This window comes from Bradyrhizobium sp. 187 (assembly GCF_023101005.1).
GTDB classification, from domain to species: domain Bacteria; phylum Pseudomonadota; class Alphaproteobacteria; order Rhizobiales; family Xanthobacteraceae; genus Bradyrhizobium; species Bradyrhizobium canariense_D.
In genome coordinates this window covers 1,219,727-1,237,869 of sequence record NZ_CP064693.1, presented here as the reverse complement: position 1 = coordinate 1,237,869, position 18,143 = coordinate 1,219,727, and the positions used below count along the sequence as shown (strand labels likewise).

The 18,143-nt window shown below is 61.2% G+C and carries 18 protein-coding genes; 12 read left to right on the top strand and 6 right to left on the bottom strand.

The window, feature by feature from the left end; genetic code table 11:
• Positions 1-300 precede the first annotated feature (300 nt).
• The gene (locus tag IVB19_RS06070; RefSeq protein ID WP_247821099.1) at positions 301-987 is read left to right on the top strand and encodes a Crp/Fnr family transcriptional regulator; all 687 of its coding nucleotides are present in this window, start codon (positions 301-303) and stop codon (positions 985-987) included.
• A gap of 256 nt (positions 988-1,243) precedes the next feature.
• Here IVB19_RS06070 and IVB19_RS06065 read toward each other — a convergent pair whose 3' ends face one another.
• The 4 genes from IVB19_RS06065 to IVB19_RS06050 all read right to left on the bottom strand — a co-directional run bounded on the left by IVB19_RS06065 (position 1,244) and on the right by IVB19_RS06050 (position 4,401).
• On the bottom strand, positions 1,244-1,606 hold the full coding sequence (locus IVB19_RS06065) for a cupin domain-containing protein (protein WP_247376843.1): 363 nt from the start codon (positions 1,604-1,606) through the stop codon (positions 1,244-1,246).
• A 119-nt stretch (positions 1,607-1,725) separates the two neighbouring features.
• Positions 1,726-1,989, bottom strand: coding sequence for a type 2 periplasmic-binding domain-containing protein (locus IVB19_RS06060; RefSeq protein ID WP_247376660.1), 264 nt, complete (start codon positions 1,987-1,989; stop codon positions 1,726-1,728).
• Positions 1,990-2,428: 439 nt separating this feature from the next.
• Positions 2,429-3,742, bottom strand: a complete 1,314-nt coding sequence (locus tag IVB19_RS06055) for an ATP-binding protein (protein ID WP_247376658.1) — start codon at positions 3,740-3,742, stop codon at positions 2,429-2,431.
• On the bottom strand, positions 3,739-4,401 hold the full coding sequence (locus IVB19_RS06050; RefSeq protein ID WP_247376655.1) for a response regulator transcription factor: 663 nt from the start codon (positions 4,399-4,401) through the stop codon (positions 3,739-3,741). Before IVB19_RS06050 ends, IVB19_RS06055 begins: the two co-directional genes overlap by 4 nt.
• 278 nt (positions 4,402-4,679) lie before the next feature.
• On the opposite strand from IVB19_RS06050, the gene IVB19_RS06045 reads away from it, so the two are divergent.
• The 3 genes from IVB19_RS06045 to IVB19_RS06035 all read left to right on the top strand — a co-directional run bounded on the left by IVB19_RS06045 (position 4,680) and on the right by IVB19_RS06035 (position 6,800).
• Entirely contained in the window at positions 4,680-5,462 is a 783-nt protein-coding gene (locus IVB19_RS06045) for a COG4705 family protein (RefSeq protein WP_247821098.1), read from the top strand.
• A 130-nt stretch (positions 5,463-5,592) separates the two neighbouring features.
• Positions 5,593-5,934 carry a hypothetical protein gene (locus IVB19_RS06040; RefSeq protein ID WP_247821661.1) on the top strand — a complete coding sequence of 114 codons (342 nt, stop codon included), beginning with the start codon at positions 5,593-5,595 and terminating at the stop codon, positions 5,932-5,934.
• Between the two features lie 92 nt (positions 5,935-6,026).
• Positions 6,027-6,800: a COG4705 family protein gene (locus IVB19_RS06035; RefSeq protein ID WP_247376651.1), complete on the top strand. Its 774-nt coding sequence runs from the start codon at positions 6,027-6,029 to the stop codon at positions 6,798-6,800.
• A gap of 110 nt (positions 6,801-6,910) precedes the next feature.
• Here the strand turns inward: IVB19_RS06035 and IVB19_RS06030 are convergent, their stop codons facing one another.
• On the bottom strand, positions 6,911-7,786 hold the full coding sequence (locus IVB19_RS06030; RefSeq protein WP_247821097.1) for a LysR family transcriptional regulator: 876 nt from the start codon (positions 7,784-7,786) through the stop codon (positions 6,911-6,913).
• Positions 7,787-8,043: 257 nt separating this feature from the next.
• Here IVB19_RS06030 and IVB19_RS06025 point away from each other — a divergent pair, with 257 nt between their 5' ends.
• Genes IVB19_RS06025 through IVB19_RS06005 form a run of 5 tightly spaced genes read left to right on the top strand, consistent with a single transcriptional unit; the run spans position 8,044 to position 14,535 of the window.
• Positions 8,044-11,226: an efflux RND transporter permease subunit gene (locus tag IVB19_RS06025; protein WP_247821096.1), complete on the top strand. Its 3,183-nt coding sequence runs from the start codon at positions 8,044-8,046 to the stop codon at positions 11,224-11,226.
• Between the two features lie 16 nt (positions 11,227-11,242).
• Positions 11,243-12,436, top strand: coding sequence for an efflux RND transporter periplasmic adaptor subunit (locus tag IVB19_RS06020; protein WP_247821095.1), 1,194 nt, complete (start codon positions 11,243-11,245; stop codon positions 12,434-12,436).
• 10 nt (positions 12,437-12,446) lie between these two features.
• Positions 12,447-13,598, top strand: a complete 1,152-nt coding sequence (locus IVB19_RS06015) for an OpgC domain-containing protein (protein ID WP_247821094.1) — start codon at positions 12,447-12,449, stop codon at positions 13,596-13,598.
• Positions 13,595-14,347, top strand: a complete 753-nt coding sequence (locus tag IVB19_RS06010; protein ID WP_247821093.1) for a COG4280 domain-containing protein — start codon at positions 13,595-13,597, stop codon at positions 14,345-14,347. Before IVB19_RS06015 ends, IVB19_RS06010 begins: the two co-directional genes overlap by 4 nt.
• A complete protein-coding gene (locus tag IVB19_RS06005; RefSeq protein WP_247821092.1) occupies positions 14,344-14,535 on the top strand; it encodes a hypothetical protein in 192 nt (63 codons plus the stop codon). The genes IVB19_RS06010 and IVB19_RS06005 overlap by 4 nt, the downstream gene beginning before the upstream one ends.
• A 518-nt stretch (positions 14,536-15,053) precedes the next feature.
• Here IVB19_RS06005 and IVB19_RS06000 read toward each other — a convergent pair.
• The gene (locus IVB19_RS06000; protein WP_346283644.1) at positions 15,054-15,308 is read right to left on the bottom strand and encodes a cytochrome b; all 255 of its coding nucleotides are present in this window, start codon (positions 15,306-15,308) and stop codon (positions 15,054-15,056) included.
• 491 nt (positions 15,309-15,799) lie between these two features.
• On the opposite strand from IVB19_RS06000, the gene IVB19_RS40110 reads away from it, so the two are divergent.
• The 3 genes from IVB19_RS40110 to IVB19_RS05990 all read left to right on the top strand — a co-directional run bounded on the left by IVB19_RS40110 (position 15,800) and on the right by IVB19_RS05990 (position 18,026).
• Positions 15,800-16,063 (top strand): NAD(P)H-dependent oxidoreductase, encoded by a 264-nt coding sequence (locus IVB19_RS40110; protein ID WP_253075556.1) that lies wholly within the window; start codon positions 15,800-15,802, stop codon positions 16,061-16,063.
• 2 nt (positions 16,064-16,065) lie between these two features.
• The gene (locus IVB19_RS40105; protein ID WP_253075555.1) at positions 16,066-16,446 is read left to right on the top strand and encodes an NADPH-dependent FMN reductase; all 381 of its coding nucleotides are present in this window, start codon (positions 16,066-16,068) and stop codon (positions 16,444-16,446) included.
• Between the two features lie 113 nt (positions 16,447-16,559).
• Positions 16,560-18,026, top strand: coding sequence for a cytochrome-c peroxidase (locus tag IVB19_RS05990; protein ID WP_247821091.1), 1,467 nt, complete (start codon positions 16,560-16,562; stop codon positions 18,024-18,026).
• Positions 18,027-18,143: the final 117 nt, after the last annotated feature.

Genomic DNA, 18,143 nt, shown 5'->3' with positions numbered 1-18,143 from the left:
CTCTGGCAGGCAAGCGCCGTCGATTGAGCTTCGATCCCGAACTGCTTTATGCGGGCGCGATGTCGGTTGTCAGATGGGAGCGGCGGTTCGCCGAGGAGCCCAACTCTAGCGCGTGGAGCGGACCAGCGACAGCGCAATCCACTGCAGCAACGTAACCGCCGCGGTCCTTCAGAACCGGAAGCGTAACCGGACAGTCGGAGCGACCGAGGCACGGTTGAGGAAGCCGTTCGCAAGGCCCCCACTGACCTGCGACCACATCACGCCGGCATAGGCGTCGGCCTGCTGGTGCCCGGCTTAGAGATGGTCGGGCTCGATCAGGACGCGGTCCTCTCGCAAGCGGGCGACCAGATCGAACACGTGTTCTTCCCTCACAGCGGCGCCATCTCGCTGATGATCGACATGGCGAACGGGCAGACGGTTGCCACCGCCGCAGTCGGGCGTGAGGGAGCAGTAGGGGTTCTTTCCGTGCTAGGTCCATCACCTTCGGCCAGTACCGCCATCGTTCGTGCGGCGGGCGCCGCCTCGCGGATCCCCGCATCGCGATTTCAAGTCGCGTTCAACCGGAGCCCCGCGATCCGGCACGCGATCCAGATGCACATGAGGGCGATGCTGATTCAGTTTCAGTTCGGCACGGCCTGCAACGCGTTGCATCCGGTCCAGGCCCGCATGGCGCGCTGGCTGCTCCATCTTCGCGACCGCGTCGACAACGACGTCCTCCCGCTCACCCATGAGGCGCTGTCGCAAATGCTCGGTGTGCGACGAACGACGGTGACGCTCCTGATGCGCAATCTGCGCGACTCCGGAGCGATCAGATCGGAGCGACGGGGTCAGATCGAGATCGACCGGTCGCGGCTGGCGGCGGCGGCGTGCGAATGCCACGGTACCCTGCGCCTCATGGTCCAGGAAATCTTCGCGATGAATACGGCCCGATCTCGCGTTTTGGTTGTGCCGGATGATGCAGTAGGTGAATCGGGCGATGCCATGTGAGCCCTTTCCGCGCGGCCCAATCAAGCCGGCCGAGGCGGTGCTGAACTCGAAACCGCTTCGCCGAAGAGGAGAAGGTGGTCCTTCCGCCCTTATCAAGGTGGGGAGCGGCCCCATGCGTTTAACCAAGATTTACCACCTAATGTCGGGTGAGGGCCCAACAGCGGAAGTGAGCCCGAACATCATTTTTACTTCCGTGGATCATCCTCGGGATTCAAGTAGTCGATACCTATTGGTCCGATTCCGGTAATCTCAAAGATCAGCTCTTCGTCTCTCGTTCGGCGAACTGCCAAACCTTGGGCGGCACATGCGAAAACGTCCCGGGTGGAAAGCTCAAGAGCTTCGATGCATCGACGCTGTCGCCGAGCGCCGAGTAATATGTCCCCGAAATGATAACGCGAACGCGTTCGTCAGGGTGAGAGTGCACAGGCATTTTTGAATTTGCCGGCATCTTGAGGCGAACAGTATGCAGGCCAGGCTTGCCCGGATTGCCGTGGAGCACCCTACCCGCCATGTGGCCGGCAACGCCACCAACGATGGCGCCCTTGATGCATCCCTTGGCTTGCACGGGCGAGGCCAACGCAACGGCGAACAGGCAGACAGTGGCAAAGATGGTTTTCATGATCCTTCTCCTTCGAACAAGAGCAACCCCGGTGTTCAAGTCGCGGAACGATTGCCGTTCCGCGAGGAGCACCCGGGCAGAACTCCATCCAGCTCCTGCGACGAACAAAGGGGCATAACCTACAACGCTGCTGCCGCAGCGATAATGGTCTCGCGGAGCCAGCGATGCGCCGGCACCTCATCGAAGCGGCGGTGCCAGCCCACGACGCTACGCAATTTCGGCGTCTCGATAGGAAGTTCACGCATCTCGATGGCGTAAGCGCGACGAAATTCCTGGGCAAGTTTGCGCCCGAGAATGGCGACGAGATCGGATTGAACCAGCACGGCGCCCGCCGACAAATAAGGCGCATCCAGTGCGGTGGACGCGCCGTCGGGGAGCTTCAAGGCCTGGGCGAGAAACTCCAGGACGAGGCCTAACGACGAATTGCGGAGCGCGCACAACCAGATATGTCGCGGACATGCCAAAACCGACGCGAACGACCCAGGCCGACCTCAGTACGCCCCGAGGGTTCAATCTCTATGCCGCTGATAACGCTTTGGGGGCGCGGAGAACTTCGCCGGCTAACGCGCGAACAGAGTTACTATCAAGAGACTAAGCGTTAGCCCGATAGACGACATCATAAATACGGGAACAAAAGTCTCGAAGCCGATCTCGGGATTCCCAACCACTGCTTCGTGCCGAAGAACTCGGTCCACGCTTGTCTGTATCATCATTGCGATCCTCCCGTCTCAAGACGTCGTTGGATTTGGCGTCATCCGAAAAGCGACGGGAAAGTCCTTAACTGGAACGACTTAGCTAGGACATAGAGAGGGACTTTCCTCGCTAGGCATCAATTCGGTACATGGCCGGGAGGCGGACGGTTGCTCGAAGACCTTTCGGGGCGCGGTCGGAAATATTCTCCAGCACAATTATCCCCCCGAGGCGATCAACGATGCGTTTTACGATCGAGAGGCCCAGCCCGATACCATCTTCAGCCGGTCGGCTGCCGCGGAAGAACGGCTCGAATATCCGATCGATGTCGCCGGACGGGATACCTGGTCCGGTATCTTCGATCTGCACCACCGCTTCGTTCCCCGCGCGGTAGACCCCAATATCGACCCGTCCGCCTTGCGGCGTGAAGCGTACGGCATTGTCGAGCAGGTTCCGTATCATCGTCGCGACCATCATGGGCTCGCCCCTGGTCGCGATCGGTTCAATCAACTGGAAACCGAGATCTATTCCCTTGCGCGCCGCCTCTGGCACCAGATCCGCGACCAAATCCTTCACGGTGCGGTCTAGCGGCACCACGGTGGCTTCACCGTTCGGGCCGGCCTCATGTCGCGCCAGCGCGAGCAGTTGCTCAAGAAGATGCTTGGTGCGGCGTATGCCCTGCTTGAGCGCGCCGAGGCGTTCGCGCGCTTGCTCGGGAAGATCGGCCGGATCGAGAATCTCTGCCTGCAAACTAAGCGCGGTGATGGGCGTCCGCAGTTCATGCGCAGCATCGGCGACAAAACGCCGCTGCTGATCCATCATCAACTTCATTCGCTCCAATAGCCCATTGATGGATGCGATGAACGGATGAAGTTCGCTTGGCGTGTCCGCTAGCGGAAGCGGGATCATGTCATCCGCACTTCTTAAGTCGAGATCACCGGCCAATCGGACCATCGGGCGCAGCGATCCCTCGACGACCAACGCCGCGACCAGCAGCAAGCAGGGAATCAGCGCGGCGATCGGGAGCAGCGTGCGGATCGCCATGCTGCTCGCTATGTCATCTCTGACGTCCGTCAGCTGTGTCACGGCAAACCGGCTTCCGTCAGGCCGAGTCCGCAATAGCACCCGCGCCGACTGACCGATGCGCGACACCACGTGCAGTCCGTCCTGGAGGCTCCAGAGTAGCCGCTCCTCGGCCGAGCCATGCGGCGCCGTCCCCAATTCTGTGACATCAACCTCCGCGTCCGCATCAACGCCGCCGAGTGACTGGTCGCTCCTGACGCTGCCGTTCTGCAACAGGCTGCCGATCTGGATCAGGGTCGAATCCTGCATCTCGATCGCCTCGTCGAACGCCCAGAGATAGGTGAACGCGCCACCGATACACCCCGCCAGCAAGATAACCGCCGTCAAGCCGACGAAAAGACGGGCGCGCAGCGACTTTGTCATAACGAGCGGTCCACCATCCAGCCGACGCCGCGCACATTGCGGATCACTGTGGCGCCCAGTTTCTTACGGATGGTATGGATCAGGAATTCTATGGCATTGCTCTCGACTTCCTCGTTCCAGCCGTAGATTTGCCGCTCGATCTCGCTGCGCGACAGGATCGTACCCGGCCGCGCCAACAGCGCCGAAAGCAGCGCGAACTCGCGGGCGGTAAGCAGCGATGCCTCGCCGTGGAACGAAGCTTCGCGCGTCGCAGGATCCAAATGAAGCGTGCCATTGCTGAGCAGCGCCGGTGAACCACTGCCTTCGCGGCGAAGCACCGCGCGCATGCGCGCCAGCAATTCGCGAATCTCGAACGGCTTTACCAGATAGTCGTCCGCGCCGAGATCGAGGCCATCGATGCGGTCGTCAACGCCGTCCCGCGCGGTCACAATGATGACCGGAAGCTTGCGGCCGAGCGCGCGAAGCCGGCGCAGCACCTCGCGGCCATCAGCCAGGGGGAGCCCTAGATCGAGCAGCGCTACCTCGTAAGCCTCACTCTCCGCAACGTAGATGGCGGTCTCGCCATCGGTCACCCAATCCACCGCATAGGCAGCATCCCTAAGCGCCTGCTCAACGGCCGCGCCTACCATCTTGTCGTCCTCAATCAGCAAAACCCGCATTTCGACGCCTCTGTTTTGATGCGCAGTTACTCCCTCATGGGACATTGCACCCTCGGATACCGTGCATCTCGTCGCGCACGGCCAAGTGCTCCGGCTTGGAACCGGTATCGTTCTCCCCATCCCGACTTAGCGGAGACTTAGAGTGAGCCTCGTCAATAGCATTGCTCGGTCAAGACGCGCGTCCAGTCCGCCCAATATTTCCTCCTAAGCCGCTCCTAAGTTGGCGTCGTCATCGTGCAGATCGACTTCGAACACGCATTCCTTCGAGGAGAGACCACGTGCCCGCCACGGCGAACCCCCGTCTGCCGCTGTTGCTCAATAAAGTCCCCGAAGTGACGGCGATCTTCTGGGTCATCAAGATCCTATCGACCACGGTCGGCGAGACCGGCGCCGATTATCTCGCCGTGCATGTCGGCCTTGGGGCAAGCACGACGACCGTGATCATGGTCGGTTTCCTCGTCGCGGCGCTGGCCTTGCAGCTCCGCGCGCGAAGTTACATCCCCTGGATCTATTGGCTGACGGTGGTTCTCGTCAGCGTCGTCGGCACGCAGATCACCGACCTGCTCACCGACAAGCTCGAAATCAGCCTCTATCTCAGCACGGCCGTCTTCGCAGCCACTTTGGCCGCGACTTTCGCGATCTGGTACGGCGTCGAGCGGACGCTTTCAATTCACACCATCGTCACCAGGCGGCGCGAGCTGTTCTATTGGTTGGCGATCCTCTTCACATTTGCACTAGGGACTGCGGCCGGGGATCTGGCGACCGAAGCGCTCGGCCTCGGCCTCCAGCTCGGCGTCATCGCGTTTGGCGCGCTGCTCGCGGTCATTGCCCTCACCTATCATTTCGGAGCCAACCCGGTTCTCACCTTCTGGCTGGGCTACGTCCTCACGCGTCCGCTGGGCGCTTCGCTCGGTGACCTGCTTTCGCAGTCCAGAACATACGGCGGCCTCGGCCTCGGCACCATCTACACCAGCATTGGGTTTCTCACCGTCATCGTCGCACTGGTCGCCTGGGTGAGCTTTGAAGGCGAGCGAACCGGCAAGACCGATCCGGTGCGGTGATTCCAATCTCAATGTCCATTAGAAACCCACGCAACTGCGTGCGGGCAAGACCAACAGGAGAACACGCATGAACAAGACAATTCTGGCGCTGGCCGTCGGCCTTCTGACGTTGTCGACAAGCGAGCCGAACATGCACGCCAACGGGCACAATTGGTTCGTGCCGCCTGCCGAAGCGGCAATGTCATCGAAGCTCGGCGACCTGACGCCGTTCCGCACCATCGTCGTCGACGTCTCGGCGCTGCTCGACAAGGGCGACCTCGCGGAAGCCAAGACGCGGATCAAGGATCTCGAGACCCAATGGGACGATGCGGAGGCCGCCTTGAAGCCGCGCGCCGCCGCCGACTGGCACACCGTCGACAAGGCCATCGACCGTGCGCTCGAAGCACTACGCGCCAGCACCCCCGACGCCACTAAATGCAAGCAAGCCGTTGCTGAGTTACTGTCGATCATGGGTTCAGTCGGGAAATCCTGACGCTCGGCCGCGTCACAGATTTCACACATATCAACACGGCCGACGGCGAAGCTACGCGCCCGCCGTCGGCATCCAGCGGAAGTGGATGAAGCATGGATCAATACTACAAAAGCGCGGTCGACACTGAGCCAGCGAGTAAGGTTCCAGAAGTCACCCTGGGATTTTGGATCATCAAGATACTCGCGACGACGCTCGGCGAGACCGGCGGCGACGCCGTGACGATGTCGATGAATCTCGGCTATTTGGCTGGAACGGCGATCTTTGCGGCGATCTTCGCCGCCGGCGTCACCGCGCAGATGAGCGGGAAGCAATTTCACCCGGTGCTTTACTGGATAGTGATCGTCGCGACCACCACCGTCGGCACCACGCTCGCCGATTTTGTCGACCGCTCGCTTGGCATCGGCTATCTCGGCGGCTCCTCACTCCTGGCCGTTCTGCTTATCGGTTCGCTTGCGCTCTGGCACCGAACGATGGGAACTGTTTCGATCGCGTCGATCAACTCGAAGTCGGCCGAGACCTTCTACTGGCTCACGATCATGTTCTCGCAGACTTTGGGCACCGCTCTCGGCGACTGGATGGCCGATTCGACCGGGCTCGGTTATGCCGGCGGCGCGCTGGTGTTTGCCGCCGGGCTCGCTATCGTAACCGGGGCCTATTTCTGGACCAACATTTCGCGGACCGTCCTGTTCTGGGTCGCGTTCGTGCTCACCCGACCGCTTGGGGCTACCGTTGGCGACTTCCTCGACAAGCCGCTCGACCATGGCGGCCTGGCTCTCAGCCGATACACCGCGTCGGCCTCGCTGGCGGCCATCATGGTTCTGTTGATCGTGCTCGTGCCGCAGCGCTCGGGGAAACATCCGGCCTGACGACGCGTTGCGCAAAGCAGACATTCGGCAGAGCCAGGCGAGCATCGCGCCAAACCGGGGCCAACCCATTCTTCGGGCGCGCTATCCGGGTTTTCGCCGGAAAATGTCTATCAACCCCGAAGCTCGCTCGTCACGCTGCTGATGACATCTCGCAGCCAAGCATGCGCGGGCTGGTTATCGAGCCGTCGCAGCCAAATCATTGCAGCTTCGATCGGCTTGGGCGGACGCGACAGCCGACGGAAAACAAGGGGGTGAGACCTTGTCATGTTCTTGGCGACGTTGAGCGGAAGGACAGACACCAAATCCGACATCGCCAGAATCTGCGCGGCAGACAGAAATGGCGCACGCATCGCAGGTCTTGGGCCGGGCTTTGATCGTCCAGGTCCGTTCTCGACAAGATCGGTGCCGAATTGAGCCGACGAGATTTCGAGCTGGGGGAGCGCGGCCAGCTTCTCGGCCGATAGTTCCTGCACCCTTGCGCTCGGATGACCCTTGCGATGTACCACGACGAACTGATCCTGCAGCAATCGCCTCCGCGAGAAGCGTTCGCCCGCCGCGGCGGATGGCCCTATCACCAGATGCAGTTCGCTTCGATCAAGCTGATCGAGAACGTCCAGCGTACCGCTTGGCCGAAAATCCAGCTTCACCCCGGGAGCAATTCGGGCAACATGCGCCGCAATCGGTGCGACCAGAACGATCGCCGCATAATTGTCGACGGCAATGCGGAATGATGCCGTCGCTTTCGGCGCATCGAACTGCACCGGTTCAAGCGATTGCTGCAGGCCATCGAGTGCGATTCTGATCGGCGTGGCGAGTTCGTCGGCCCGCGGCGTCGGCACCATTCCGTTTGGGCTGCGGACAAACAGCTCGTCTTTCAGCATGTGACGCAACCGGGTCAGAGCGTGACTCATCGCAGGCTGACTGAGCCCCAGCCGTTGCCCCGCTCGCGTGACGGAGCGGTCCCGCATGATGGCGTCGAACACCACCAGCAGATTAAGATCGAGGGCAGCTAAACTAGGCCCTGTCTTGCTCAAGTGACTGGAACTCCATCACCACAATTCAAAGTGCGCATGTGAAGATGAAGAGAATGCATTTTCCGAATGCAAACCTCAACCCTACATTTGAGATTGTCGATTGGCGAATGGCGCTTCGGGAGGTTGCGAAACGGCAGGTGGGCGGGGCTAAGGCCGCCCCAAGGATCGGGCGCTACACGGACGGCACATCGTCTATACGGGAGAAGCTCATGATTGGAATCGTTCGGCTCGCCTTGCGGCGGCCCTATACGTTCGTCGTCATGGCGGTGCTGATCCTGATTTTTGGTACGGCGTCGGCGCTGCGGACGCCGACCGACATCTTTCCGAACATCAACATTCCCGTCATCAGCGTGGTGTTCAGCTACACCGGCCTGCCTGCCGATGACATGGCCGGCCGCATCGTCACGTTCTACGAGCGGTCGCTCCCCAACAGCGTCAACGATATCGAGCACATCGAATCGCAGTCGATCGTAAACTACGGGATCATCAAGATCTTCTTTCAACCGACCGTGAACATCAATGCCGCGCTGGCGCAGGTCAACGGCATGTCGCAGACCGTGCTGAAGCAGATGCCGCCCGGCATTACGCCACCGTTGATCCTGAGCTTCAACGCCTCGAGCGTGCCGATCCTGCAGCTCGCGCTTTCAAGCGACAAGATGTCGGAAACCCAAATTTTCGACTCGGCACTGAACTTCATCCGCCCAGCGCTGGCGCCGGTTCCAGGCGCGGCGCTGCCGCTTCCCTTCGGCGGCAAGGTGCGCCAGGTCCAGGCCGACCTCAACCAGCAGGCGCTGCATCAGTACGGCGTTTCCGCCAACGACGTCATCAACGCGCTTTCGCTGCAGAACCTCATCACGCCGGTGGGAACGCAAAAAATCGGCTCGTACGAATATACCGTCAATTTGAACGACTCGCCGAAAGCGGTCCAGGCTTTCAACGACCTTCCAGTCAAGACCGTCAACGGCACCGTCATCTACATGCGGGACGTCGCCTATGTGCATGATGGCAGTCCGCCGCAGACCAATGCCGTTCACGTTAACGGCGCCAGCGCCGTTCTGCTGACGATCATGAAGTCGGGCGCCAGCTCGACGCTCGACATCATCAATGGCGTCAAGGCCCTGCTGCCGTCGGTGTCGCAGACGTTGCCAAGCAGCCTCAAATTGACCGCGGTGGGCGATCAATCGGTGTTCGTCACCGACGCGGTATCCAGTGTGGTGCGGGAAGGCGTGATCGCGGCGGCGCTGACCGGCGCGATGATCCTGCTGTTTCTGGGCAGCTGGCGCTCGACCTTGATCATTACCCTCTCGATCCCGCTGGCGATCCTGGCGGCGCTGACCGGACTTTCGCTGCTCGGCGAAACCATCAACGTCATGACCCTCGGCGGCCTGGCGCTCGCGGTCGGCATCCTGGTCGACGACGCCACCGTCACCATCGAGAACATCAACTGGCATCTCGAGCAGGGCAAGGAGATCGAGCCCGCCATTCTCGATGGCGCGCAGCAGATCGTGGTGCCGGCGACCGTCTCGCTGTTGTGCATTTGCATCGCTTTCGTGCCAATGTTCGGGCTCGGCGGCGTCGCCGGTTATCTGTTCCGGCCCCTGGCCGAAGCGGTGATGCTGGCGCTGGTCGCTTCCTATGTGCTGTCGCGCACGCTGGTGCCGACGCTGGCAAACTATCTCCTGCGTGGTCAGCACGTCCACGGCTCGGGCGATGCGGCTCATGCGAAAGCCAGCCGCAATCCGCTCGCGCGCTTCCAGCGCGGTTTTGAGCACATGTTCGAAAACGTTCGAAAGGCCTATCTCGGCCTGCTGCAGCTTTGTCTGGGCAACCGGATCAAGGTGATCGCCGGATTCATGGCTTTCAGCATCCTGTCGTTCGGCCTCGCACCTTCGCTCGGCCAGGACTTCTTCCCGACCGTCGACGGCGGCCAGATCAAGCTGCATATCCGTGCGCCGACGGGAACGCGGATCGAGGAGACGACCACCCTGGCCGACCGGATCGGAACGGCCATCCACGGCATCGTTCCGCCAGGCGAACTCGGCGGCATCGTCAGCAATATCGGGCTTTCGGTCTCCGGCATCAACATGGCGTACAACAATTCCGGCACCATCGGCGTCGGCGACGCCGACATCCTGATCAGCCTCAAGCCCAACCATGCGCCGACCGACGACTACATCAAGACCATGCGCGAGAAATTGCCGCAGCAATTTCCGGGCACGAGCTTCGCCTTCCTTCCGGCTGATATCGTCAGCCAGGTGCTGAACTTCGGCGTACCGGCGCCGATCGACCTGCAAGTCGCCGGCAGCGACCTTGCGGCCAATCGCAAATATGCCAATGCGCTACTGACGAAAATCAGGGCGATCCCGGGAATCGCGGATGCGCGCATCCAGCAGGCATTTCAGCAGCCGACGCTCGACGTCAATGTCGACCGCTCGCTGACCTCGCTCGCCGGCCTCACCGAAAAAGACGTCGCCACCGCGATGCTGACGACGCTGTCGGGGAGCTCCCAGTCCGCCCCGACCTATTGGCTCAACCCGGCCAACGGCGTGTCCTACGCGGTGTCGGTGCAGACCCCGCAGCGGGATATCAACAGCATGACCGGCCTGCAAAACATTCCGGTGACGTCGGCAGCGGCCACCAATACCCAGCTGCTCGGCGGCCTGGCGCAGGTCCAGCGCGCCAACAGCAACGCGGTGGTATCGCACTACAACGTTGCGCCGGTCATCGACATCTATGCGACGCCGCAGGGGCGCGATCTCGGCGCGCTGGCGTCGGATATTCGAACCGCCATTCACGACACCGCAAAAGATCTTCCCAAGGGCGCAAGCGTCGCACTGCGTGGCCAGGTGAGCACGATGACAAGCGCCTATCAGCAGCTCTTCGTCGGCCTCGCGGCGGCGATCGTGCTGATCTACTTGCTGATCGTCATCAACTTCCAATCCTGGGTGGACCCGTTCGTCATCGTTATGGCGCTGCCGACCGCACTAGCCGGGATCGTCTGGATGCTGTTCGGCACCGGCACGACGCTTTCGGTTCCCGCGCTGACGGGCGCCATCATGTGCATGGGGGTGGCGACCGCCAACAGCATTCTGGTGATCAGTTTTGCCCGGGAGCGGATGGCCGCCGGTGCGCATGCGTTCGCGGCGGCATTCGAGGCCGGCGGTTCGCGGTTTCGCCCGGTGCTGATGACGGCACTCGCCATGGTGATCGGCATGCTGCCGATGGCGATCGAGCCGGGACAAAACCAGCCGCTGGGCCGGGCCGTGATCGGCGGGTTGATCTTCGCCACCTGCGCCACGCTGTTTCTGGTGCCCACGATCTTCAGCCTGGTGCACGGCCGGAAGCCCGGCGCGGCAAGTGAGCCAGACGGCGCAACGATACAATCGCATTGAGTGGAGATAAGTGAGAATGCCCTCGGAAGACATCAAAGCGCCAGGCCGGAAGAGCCTTCTGACCGCCGCTGCTGCCGCGGTCCTGATTGCCGGCATCGTGCTCAGCTATGGCTTCATCGGCCGTGCGCAGAGCAAGCAGGAGGTGGTGGACTGGACCAACACCCATGCCATCCCCACGGTTGGGCTCGCCGGACTGATCCCCGGCAGTTCTCATCAAACGCTGACATTGCCGGGCAACATCCAGCCGTTCAACCGGGCGGCGATCTTCGCGCGCGTCAACGGTTACGTGAAGAGCTGGGACCACGACATCGGATCGCCGGTCAAGGCCGGCCAGGTGCTGGCCACCATCGATGCGCCCGATCTCGATCAGCAGCTCGGTCAGGCCAAGGCGACGCTGGCGAGCGTCAAGGCCAATCATCAAATCGCATCACTGACCGCCAAACGCAATAACATCCTGTTGCAAAAGCAGATCGTCGCCCAACAGCTGGTGGACCAGACCGACGCCGACGCCAAGGCGAAGGAGGCCGTTGTCGACGCCAACGAGGCCAATGTCAGGCAACTTGAGGCCATGCAATCGTTCAAGACGCTGGCCGCGCCATTCGACGGCGTCGTGACCGCCCGCAACGTCGAGCTCGGGATGCTGATCAACTCGGGCGGCTCCGGACAGCCGCTGTTCGAGGTGTCCGACCTGCATCGCGTTCGCATCTACGTGCAGGTGCCGCAATCGTTCACGGCAGGGCTGACCGTTGGCATGAAGGCAACGTTCGAAATGCCGCAATATCCCGGTGCGCGATTCGAGGCGACGCTGTCGCATGTCTCCAAGTCGATAAATCAAAATTCGCACAGCATGCAGGTCGAGCTGCAGGCCGACAATGCCGCCGGAAAATTCTTCGGCGGGAGCTATTGCAATGTGCATTTCGAGATTCCGACCGACGCGAATTTGGTCAAGGTTCCGTCGACCGCGCTGATCACCGGCAACCAGGGTACGCAGATCGCAACCCTCGACAGCAATGACAAGGTCGTCCTCAGAAGCGTGCAACTCGGTCGCGATCTCGGTGACAGCGTGGAGGTGGTGGCCGGATTGTCGTCGGCCGATCGGATCATCAACAACCCGCCGGAGACGCTGGCTGCGGGCGACGCGGTTCGGGTGGCGCAAGCGACATCCCAGGCCGCCGCTCCGGCATCGCCGCCACCATCGTCCAAGCAATGAGGCGCAGGTCATGCGGATTCATGCACCTATCCCCTTCGCTACACGCGACGTCAGGCTGGATTTGTTTCGCGGCCTGGCGAACTGGGCGATCTTTTTGGACCACATTCCCCATGAAGTACTGAATTGGACCACCAGCAGGAATTACGGCTTCAGCGATGCCGCCGATCTCTTTGTATTCATCTCGGGCTACACGGCAGCCCTCGCGTTTGGACGAATCATGGTCGAGCGCGGCTATCTGGCCGCAGCGTCGCGGCTGTCAAAGCGCGCTTTCGAACTCTATGCCGCGCACATCATGGTGGTCGCCATCTATATCGCGGTGATTGCGTGCGCCTCCCGCGAATTTCTCGATCCAGACGACCTGAATCAGTTCAACGTCGCTATTTTCCTGAACATGCCGTTCCGGGAATCCATCCAGGCGCTGGCGTTGCGATACAAACCCGTCAATCTCGACGTGCTTCCGCTTTATATTCTGTTGTTGAGCGCGTTCGCGCCGGCGCTGTGGCTCTTGGTCCGCAAGCCGAATTGGACATTGGCTGGTTCGCTGGTCCTGTATGTTGCCGCAAGGCATTTTGGCTGGAATCTTCCGGCCTCTCCGTCGGGCTCCTGGTATTTCAATCCGTTCGCCTGGCAACTGCTGTTTGTTCTGGGCGCATGGACAGCCCTTGGCGGCGCCCGGGCCCTGCAGCCGATCCTCGGAACGGGGGCGGCGTTCCGGCTCGCGATCGGCTACCTTTTATTCGCTTTTGTCGTGACGACCGCCATTCGGTCTCCAGATATCGGCGGTCTTCTTCCGCATTGGATGCTGCAGCCATTCGATCCCAACGATAAGACCAACCTCGCGCCTTACCGTGTCCTTCACTTCATCGCGCTCGCTGTTGTGGTCACCCGGTTCCTGCCTCTGGATTCGCCAATCCTGCACTGGCGCGCGCTGGCGCCGCTGATCCAGTGTGGCCGAAAGTCGCTTCTGGTCTTCTGCACCGGCATCGTCCTCTCGTTTTGCGCCCATGCCGCGATCGAATTGGGCCTGAACGCGTTGTGGATACAAATTGCCGTTGGCGTGATCGGAATATCGCTGATGACAGCAGTCGCCTATTGCTGGACGCGGTCAAAGGAACGGGATCGCGCGCTTTCTTCGCCGGTTCGAGTTGGAGAGCTCGCATGATCGCCAATTGGGGACTGATCTGGCCGGCCATGACGGCGGCGTTCCTGGCCTCGCTGGTCGAGGCGGTCGAAGCTCTGACGATCGTGCTGGCTGTGGCGACCGTGCGCGGCTGGCGACCGGCCGGGCTCGGCGTGCTCGCCGGTCTTGCGGTGCTGGCGCTCATTGTCGGGGCGCTCGGGCCGCTGCTGGATCATGTTCCGCTGCACCTGCTGCAGTTCGTGATCGGGGTCCTGCTCCTGCTGTTCGGCATGCGCTGGCTGCGAAAGGCCATCCTGCGCGCGACTGGCGTTATCCCGTTCCACGATGAAGCGGCGGCGTTCGCGACCGAGACGGCAGAATTGCGCGAGCAGGCTCGCCGCAACGAGGCGCGCCTCGATTGGCTGGCGGCCATCACGACCTTCAAGGCGGTTCTCCTCGAAGGGCTTGAAGTCGTGTTCATCGTAATTGCAGTGGGTGCCGGTGGCGGAATGGTCCTTCCCGCGAGCGCCGGCGCTAGTGCGGCGTGTCTCGGCGTTGCGGTTGTCGGCCTTGCCGTCCATCGGCCGCTGGCGCGGGTTCCGCAAAACACGCTCAAATTCGCCGTCGGCATTATGCTGTCCGCGTTCGGCGTGTTCTGGACCGGTGAGGGACTCGGAGTGGCTTGGCCCGGCGGCAATTTCGCGATCGTCGGGTTTGCGGCGATGTTTCTGGCTGCCAGCAGCGCAGCCGTCGTGCTCGCCCGCCGGCCGAAAACGGGGGCCTTGTCATGATGATTCTGCTGCGGGAACTGGCCGGGCTGTTCGTCGACGACGGGGCGCTCGCGATTCTGGCGGTCGTCAGTCTTGCAGGTACGCTAGCAGTGCTGATGCCTGATACGCCGTTGGCAGCGGGCGCTGTCTTGTTGTTCGGCTGTCTCGCCGCGCTGGTTTCGAGCGTTGCGCGAACCGACAGGCCTTGACGGCTAGCGCCATGCGCGTTCGCGGTGTGGGGTTGCGCCTCCTTTCGGCGGCCAAGGCCGAGAACGGGCGGCGCAACTAAAGCCCCCGGCGAAGGGCGCGTCGGTGTCGCTGTGATGATATTCGAGGACCGGGAAAGTGCCAATGCAACGAACGATAAACATTCAAGCAAGACTACAATGACCTTGATCTTGGAGATCCCGAATCGTTGCCGGGGAATTAGGAAACATAGAATCTGATGCGTGATTGTTTCGTAGAGGCCCACCTCAGTGCGGGCCTGTTGGCATTCCCGGATCGCTAGCATACGTTACGCCGAGCGATTGAAGCGCTGTGCGAATGCAAATCGGACCGGCCTCCGTTGTTATGCTAACATTTCTCAGATAAGAGACGACAAACCGCCGCTATTATAACTTCGTTTAGCGAGGGGGAAAAAGTGCAAGCTCGTTCAGCAACTGCGTCGCATGAAAAGGGCCAATGTCCCTGTTGGAGCCAAAAGCCGCTGTCAGCCGAGGAATAATGTTTAGCGTAGAATAGGAAGCATTCGACGCAGCGTATTATCTCGAAGAACCCAATGATGTAGAATCGCAGCAGCCGCATGCAGTGCTGCCAAAATCAGAACGCCGTCTGCGAGCCATCCGTGGACGTCCTTCAGGGATCGGGCAAGGCTTCGATCGGCCGATAAAGGGGAAGCAATTTCGAACAGGCCAAAGATCGGCAGTGGGTGCCCGCGCATAAATTGCGTCAGAATTCCGAGAATGGGCACCGCTAAAAGCAAGGCTTAGAGCGCGTAATGCACGATTGTCGATGCCCGCTCACCCCATACCCCGAGATCCGTCCGCTCAGGAATAGGTTGTTGGTCGATTAGCCGCCACGCCAGACGCGGAAACAAAATCATGAGAACGGTCAGACCCGTGCACATGTGAACTATGAGGCCAACTTCACTAGGCGAACCTCGCGGCAACAAATCGTCGTAGGTTTCCAGAAGCCACGAGGCAAGCACGAGCAAGGCCGTCATCCAATGTGCCGCAAGCGCCAATGCCCCATACCGGCTGCTGTTATTGCGCAATTGCATTTCAATCCAATCCGACTCCACCCGCCCCTTGGAAGCTATTTGGCACTTTCGAAATCTCAAGAGCTGCGCGCCACAAAGACCGTTAAGATTGTGCAATCGTAAATTGGGCAAATCGTCGATTTCGCGCGACGCAACTGAGAGCCCATAAGTCGAATATTAAACTCGAATTTACTTGAGCTGACTGAGATTGGGTGATGTTCGTCGTGGCGCGAAATCCAAACCATCTGGAACTGCGCCCGATGACCCAACTCCGCCTTCTCGGCCTCTCCGGCAGCTTGCGCCGGGCTTCCAATAGCACCGCGGTGCTTCGAAGTCTCCAGGACGCGCTTGCGCCCAAGGTTCGGCTCGACATTTTCTCCTTGCACGGGGTCCCGCTCTACAACGAGGATGAAGATGGCGAGCACGCGCCGGAATCGGTGCACGCCCTGCGTTCGGCCATCGAGACAACGGAGGCGTGATCATGGTCTCGCCCGAGTATAATCACGGCATGTCCGGCGTCCTGAAGAACGGCCTCGACTGGGCCTCACGGCCTTATGGTCGTTCGGTGCTGAGGGGCAAGCCGGTACTGACGATGACGGCTTCGCCCGCCTTCACCGGTGGCGTGCGTGCGCAGCAGCAAATGAACGAAACGCTCGCATCGATCCCGGCGCGTCCTGTGCTTCGGCCCCAGATCGTGATCGGAGGCGTGCATGAGAAGGTCAGCGACGGGCGCCTCGTCGACGAAGTCGCATCTTGTGCAGAACGTTGCACAACCTACGTTGCGCTTTGCGGTGGCAGGTGTCGACGACCTCATCGAGGAGATCAGGGCAGCGCGCTTTGTTCGAGCGGCGGCATGAATTGACGGCCGGTATGCTGAAGCCCCGTGGCGATATGCGTGTCATTTTCACGTAGTGTTGCAAACTCCTAAAATGTCGGCGCACAGGCTATTCGGCGCGGGCTTGAGGAAGATCCGAGATGGAGATACAGCGCACGATTTTGTCGATTGCGGCGGCGGCACTCGCAATCACTATGGGCGTTGACGCGCAGGGCGAGGAGGAGAGAAGCTCAAATCTTTCGCCTCAGGTGCTGCAGGAAATTGCGAAGGTCGAGGCCGAGATTGACCGCATCGAGGCGCAAGCGATCGAACGGCTTGCGGCGCCGCCGGACAATCAGATCCAGCAGATCGAGTTGCTCGGCAAGCTGATGCTGTATGACAAAGAATTGTCGGTAAACCACAACGAGGCTTGCGCCTTCTGCCACATGCCCGAAACCGGCTTTACCGGTCCGGTGTCGGAGTTAAATCGGACCACGGGTGCTTATCCCGGGTCGGTGCGCACGCGATACAGCGATCGCAAGCCGCAGTCGCATGCCTACGCGCCGCTCTCGCCAGTGCTGCATTACAATCCCGCGCGGGGCGACCTTGTCGGCGGCAATTTCTGGGACATGCGCGCGACGGGACGCCGGCTCGGCAATCCGGCCGCCGAGCAGGCGCAAGGGCCGCCGACGAATCCCGTGGAAATGGGACTGCCCGATATCGCCTGCGCGGTCTATCGCGTCTCGCAGCGACCCTATCGCGCCCTGTTTGAGGGCGTATGGGGGCCGCAGAATTTTGCGATTACATGGCCGGGTGACATCGAGCAGGTCTGCAATAGGCCTGGGCCGGCGGCCGCGGCCGATCCGTTGCCGGTCCATCTGAGCACGATCGATCGCGGCCGCGTCGGTGCGACCTTCGATCAGATGGCGCAGTCGATCGCCGGCTATGAAGCCTCGGCCGAGGTAACGTCGTTCACTTCGAAGTTCGACGCGGTGCTCGCCAACAAGGCGCAGTTTACGCCGCAGGAGCAGCAGGGCTATGATCTGTTCCGCGGCAAGGCGCGATGCAATGACTGTCACCGCGACGGCGGGCCCGGAGAGGATCCGCTATTCACGGATTTCACCGCCAGCAATATCGGCACTCCCGCCAACCCGAGGCTTCCCTACTATGGCGAAGATCGGCCCGACCCGTTGGGCTATGTCGCCAATCCGCTGGGATCGTCCTTCGTCGATGGTGGTGTCGGTACTTTTCTCAGCAACGGGCATCTGCTCAGCCAGCCCTCGGCGGTCGACGCGCGATGGCTCACGCTGGCGCCGGACAACCGGGCGCGAATACAGGTGCCGACGCTGCGCAACGTGGACAAGCGGCCTGATCCGGCCTTCGTGAAGGCCTACGGGCATAATGGATATTTTACCGGCCTGAAGCAGATCGTGCATTTCTACAACACGCGCGATGTGTTGCCTCGCTGCCAGCCCCATGATCCGGGTGAAGGTACGACGTGCTGGCCAGCGCCGGAGGCGACCGCCAATATGAACACGAGCAAAGTTGGTCGTTTGGGGCTGTCGGATGCCGAAGAAGACGCGCTCGTTCTCTTCATGCAGACGCTGACGGATGGGTTTAGGCACTAATCGCGTCTTGATGGACCAGCCGTTGCTTGCCTTGTTCATCTCCACGAAGAGACACGGTTCGGGCCCTGCTCCGCGAGGCTCTGCGCCCAGCGATAAGGGCAAAGAGAGAGCGGCTCG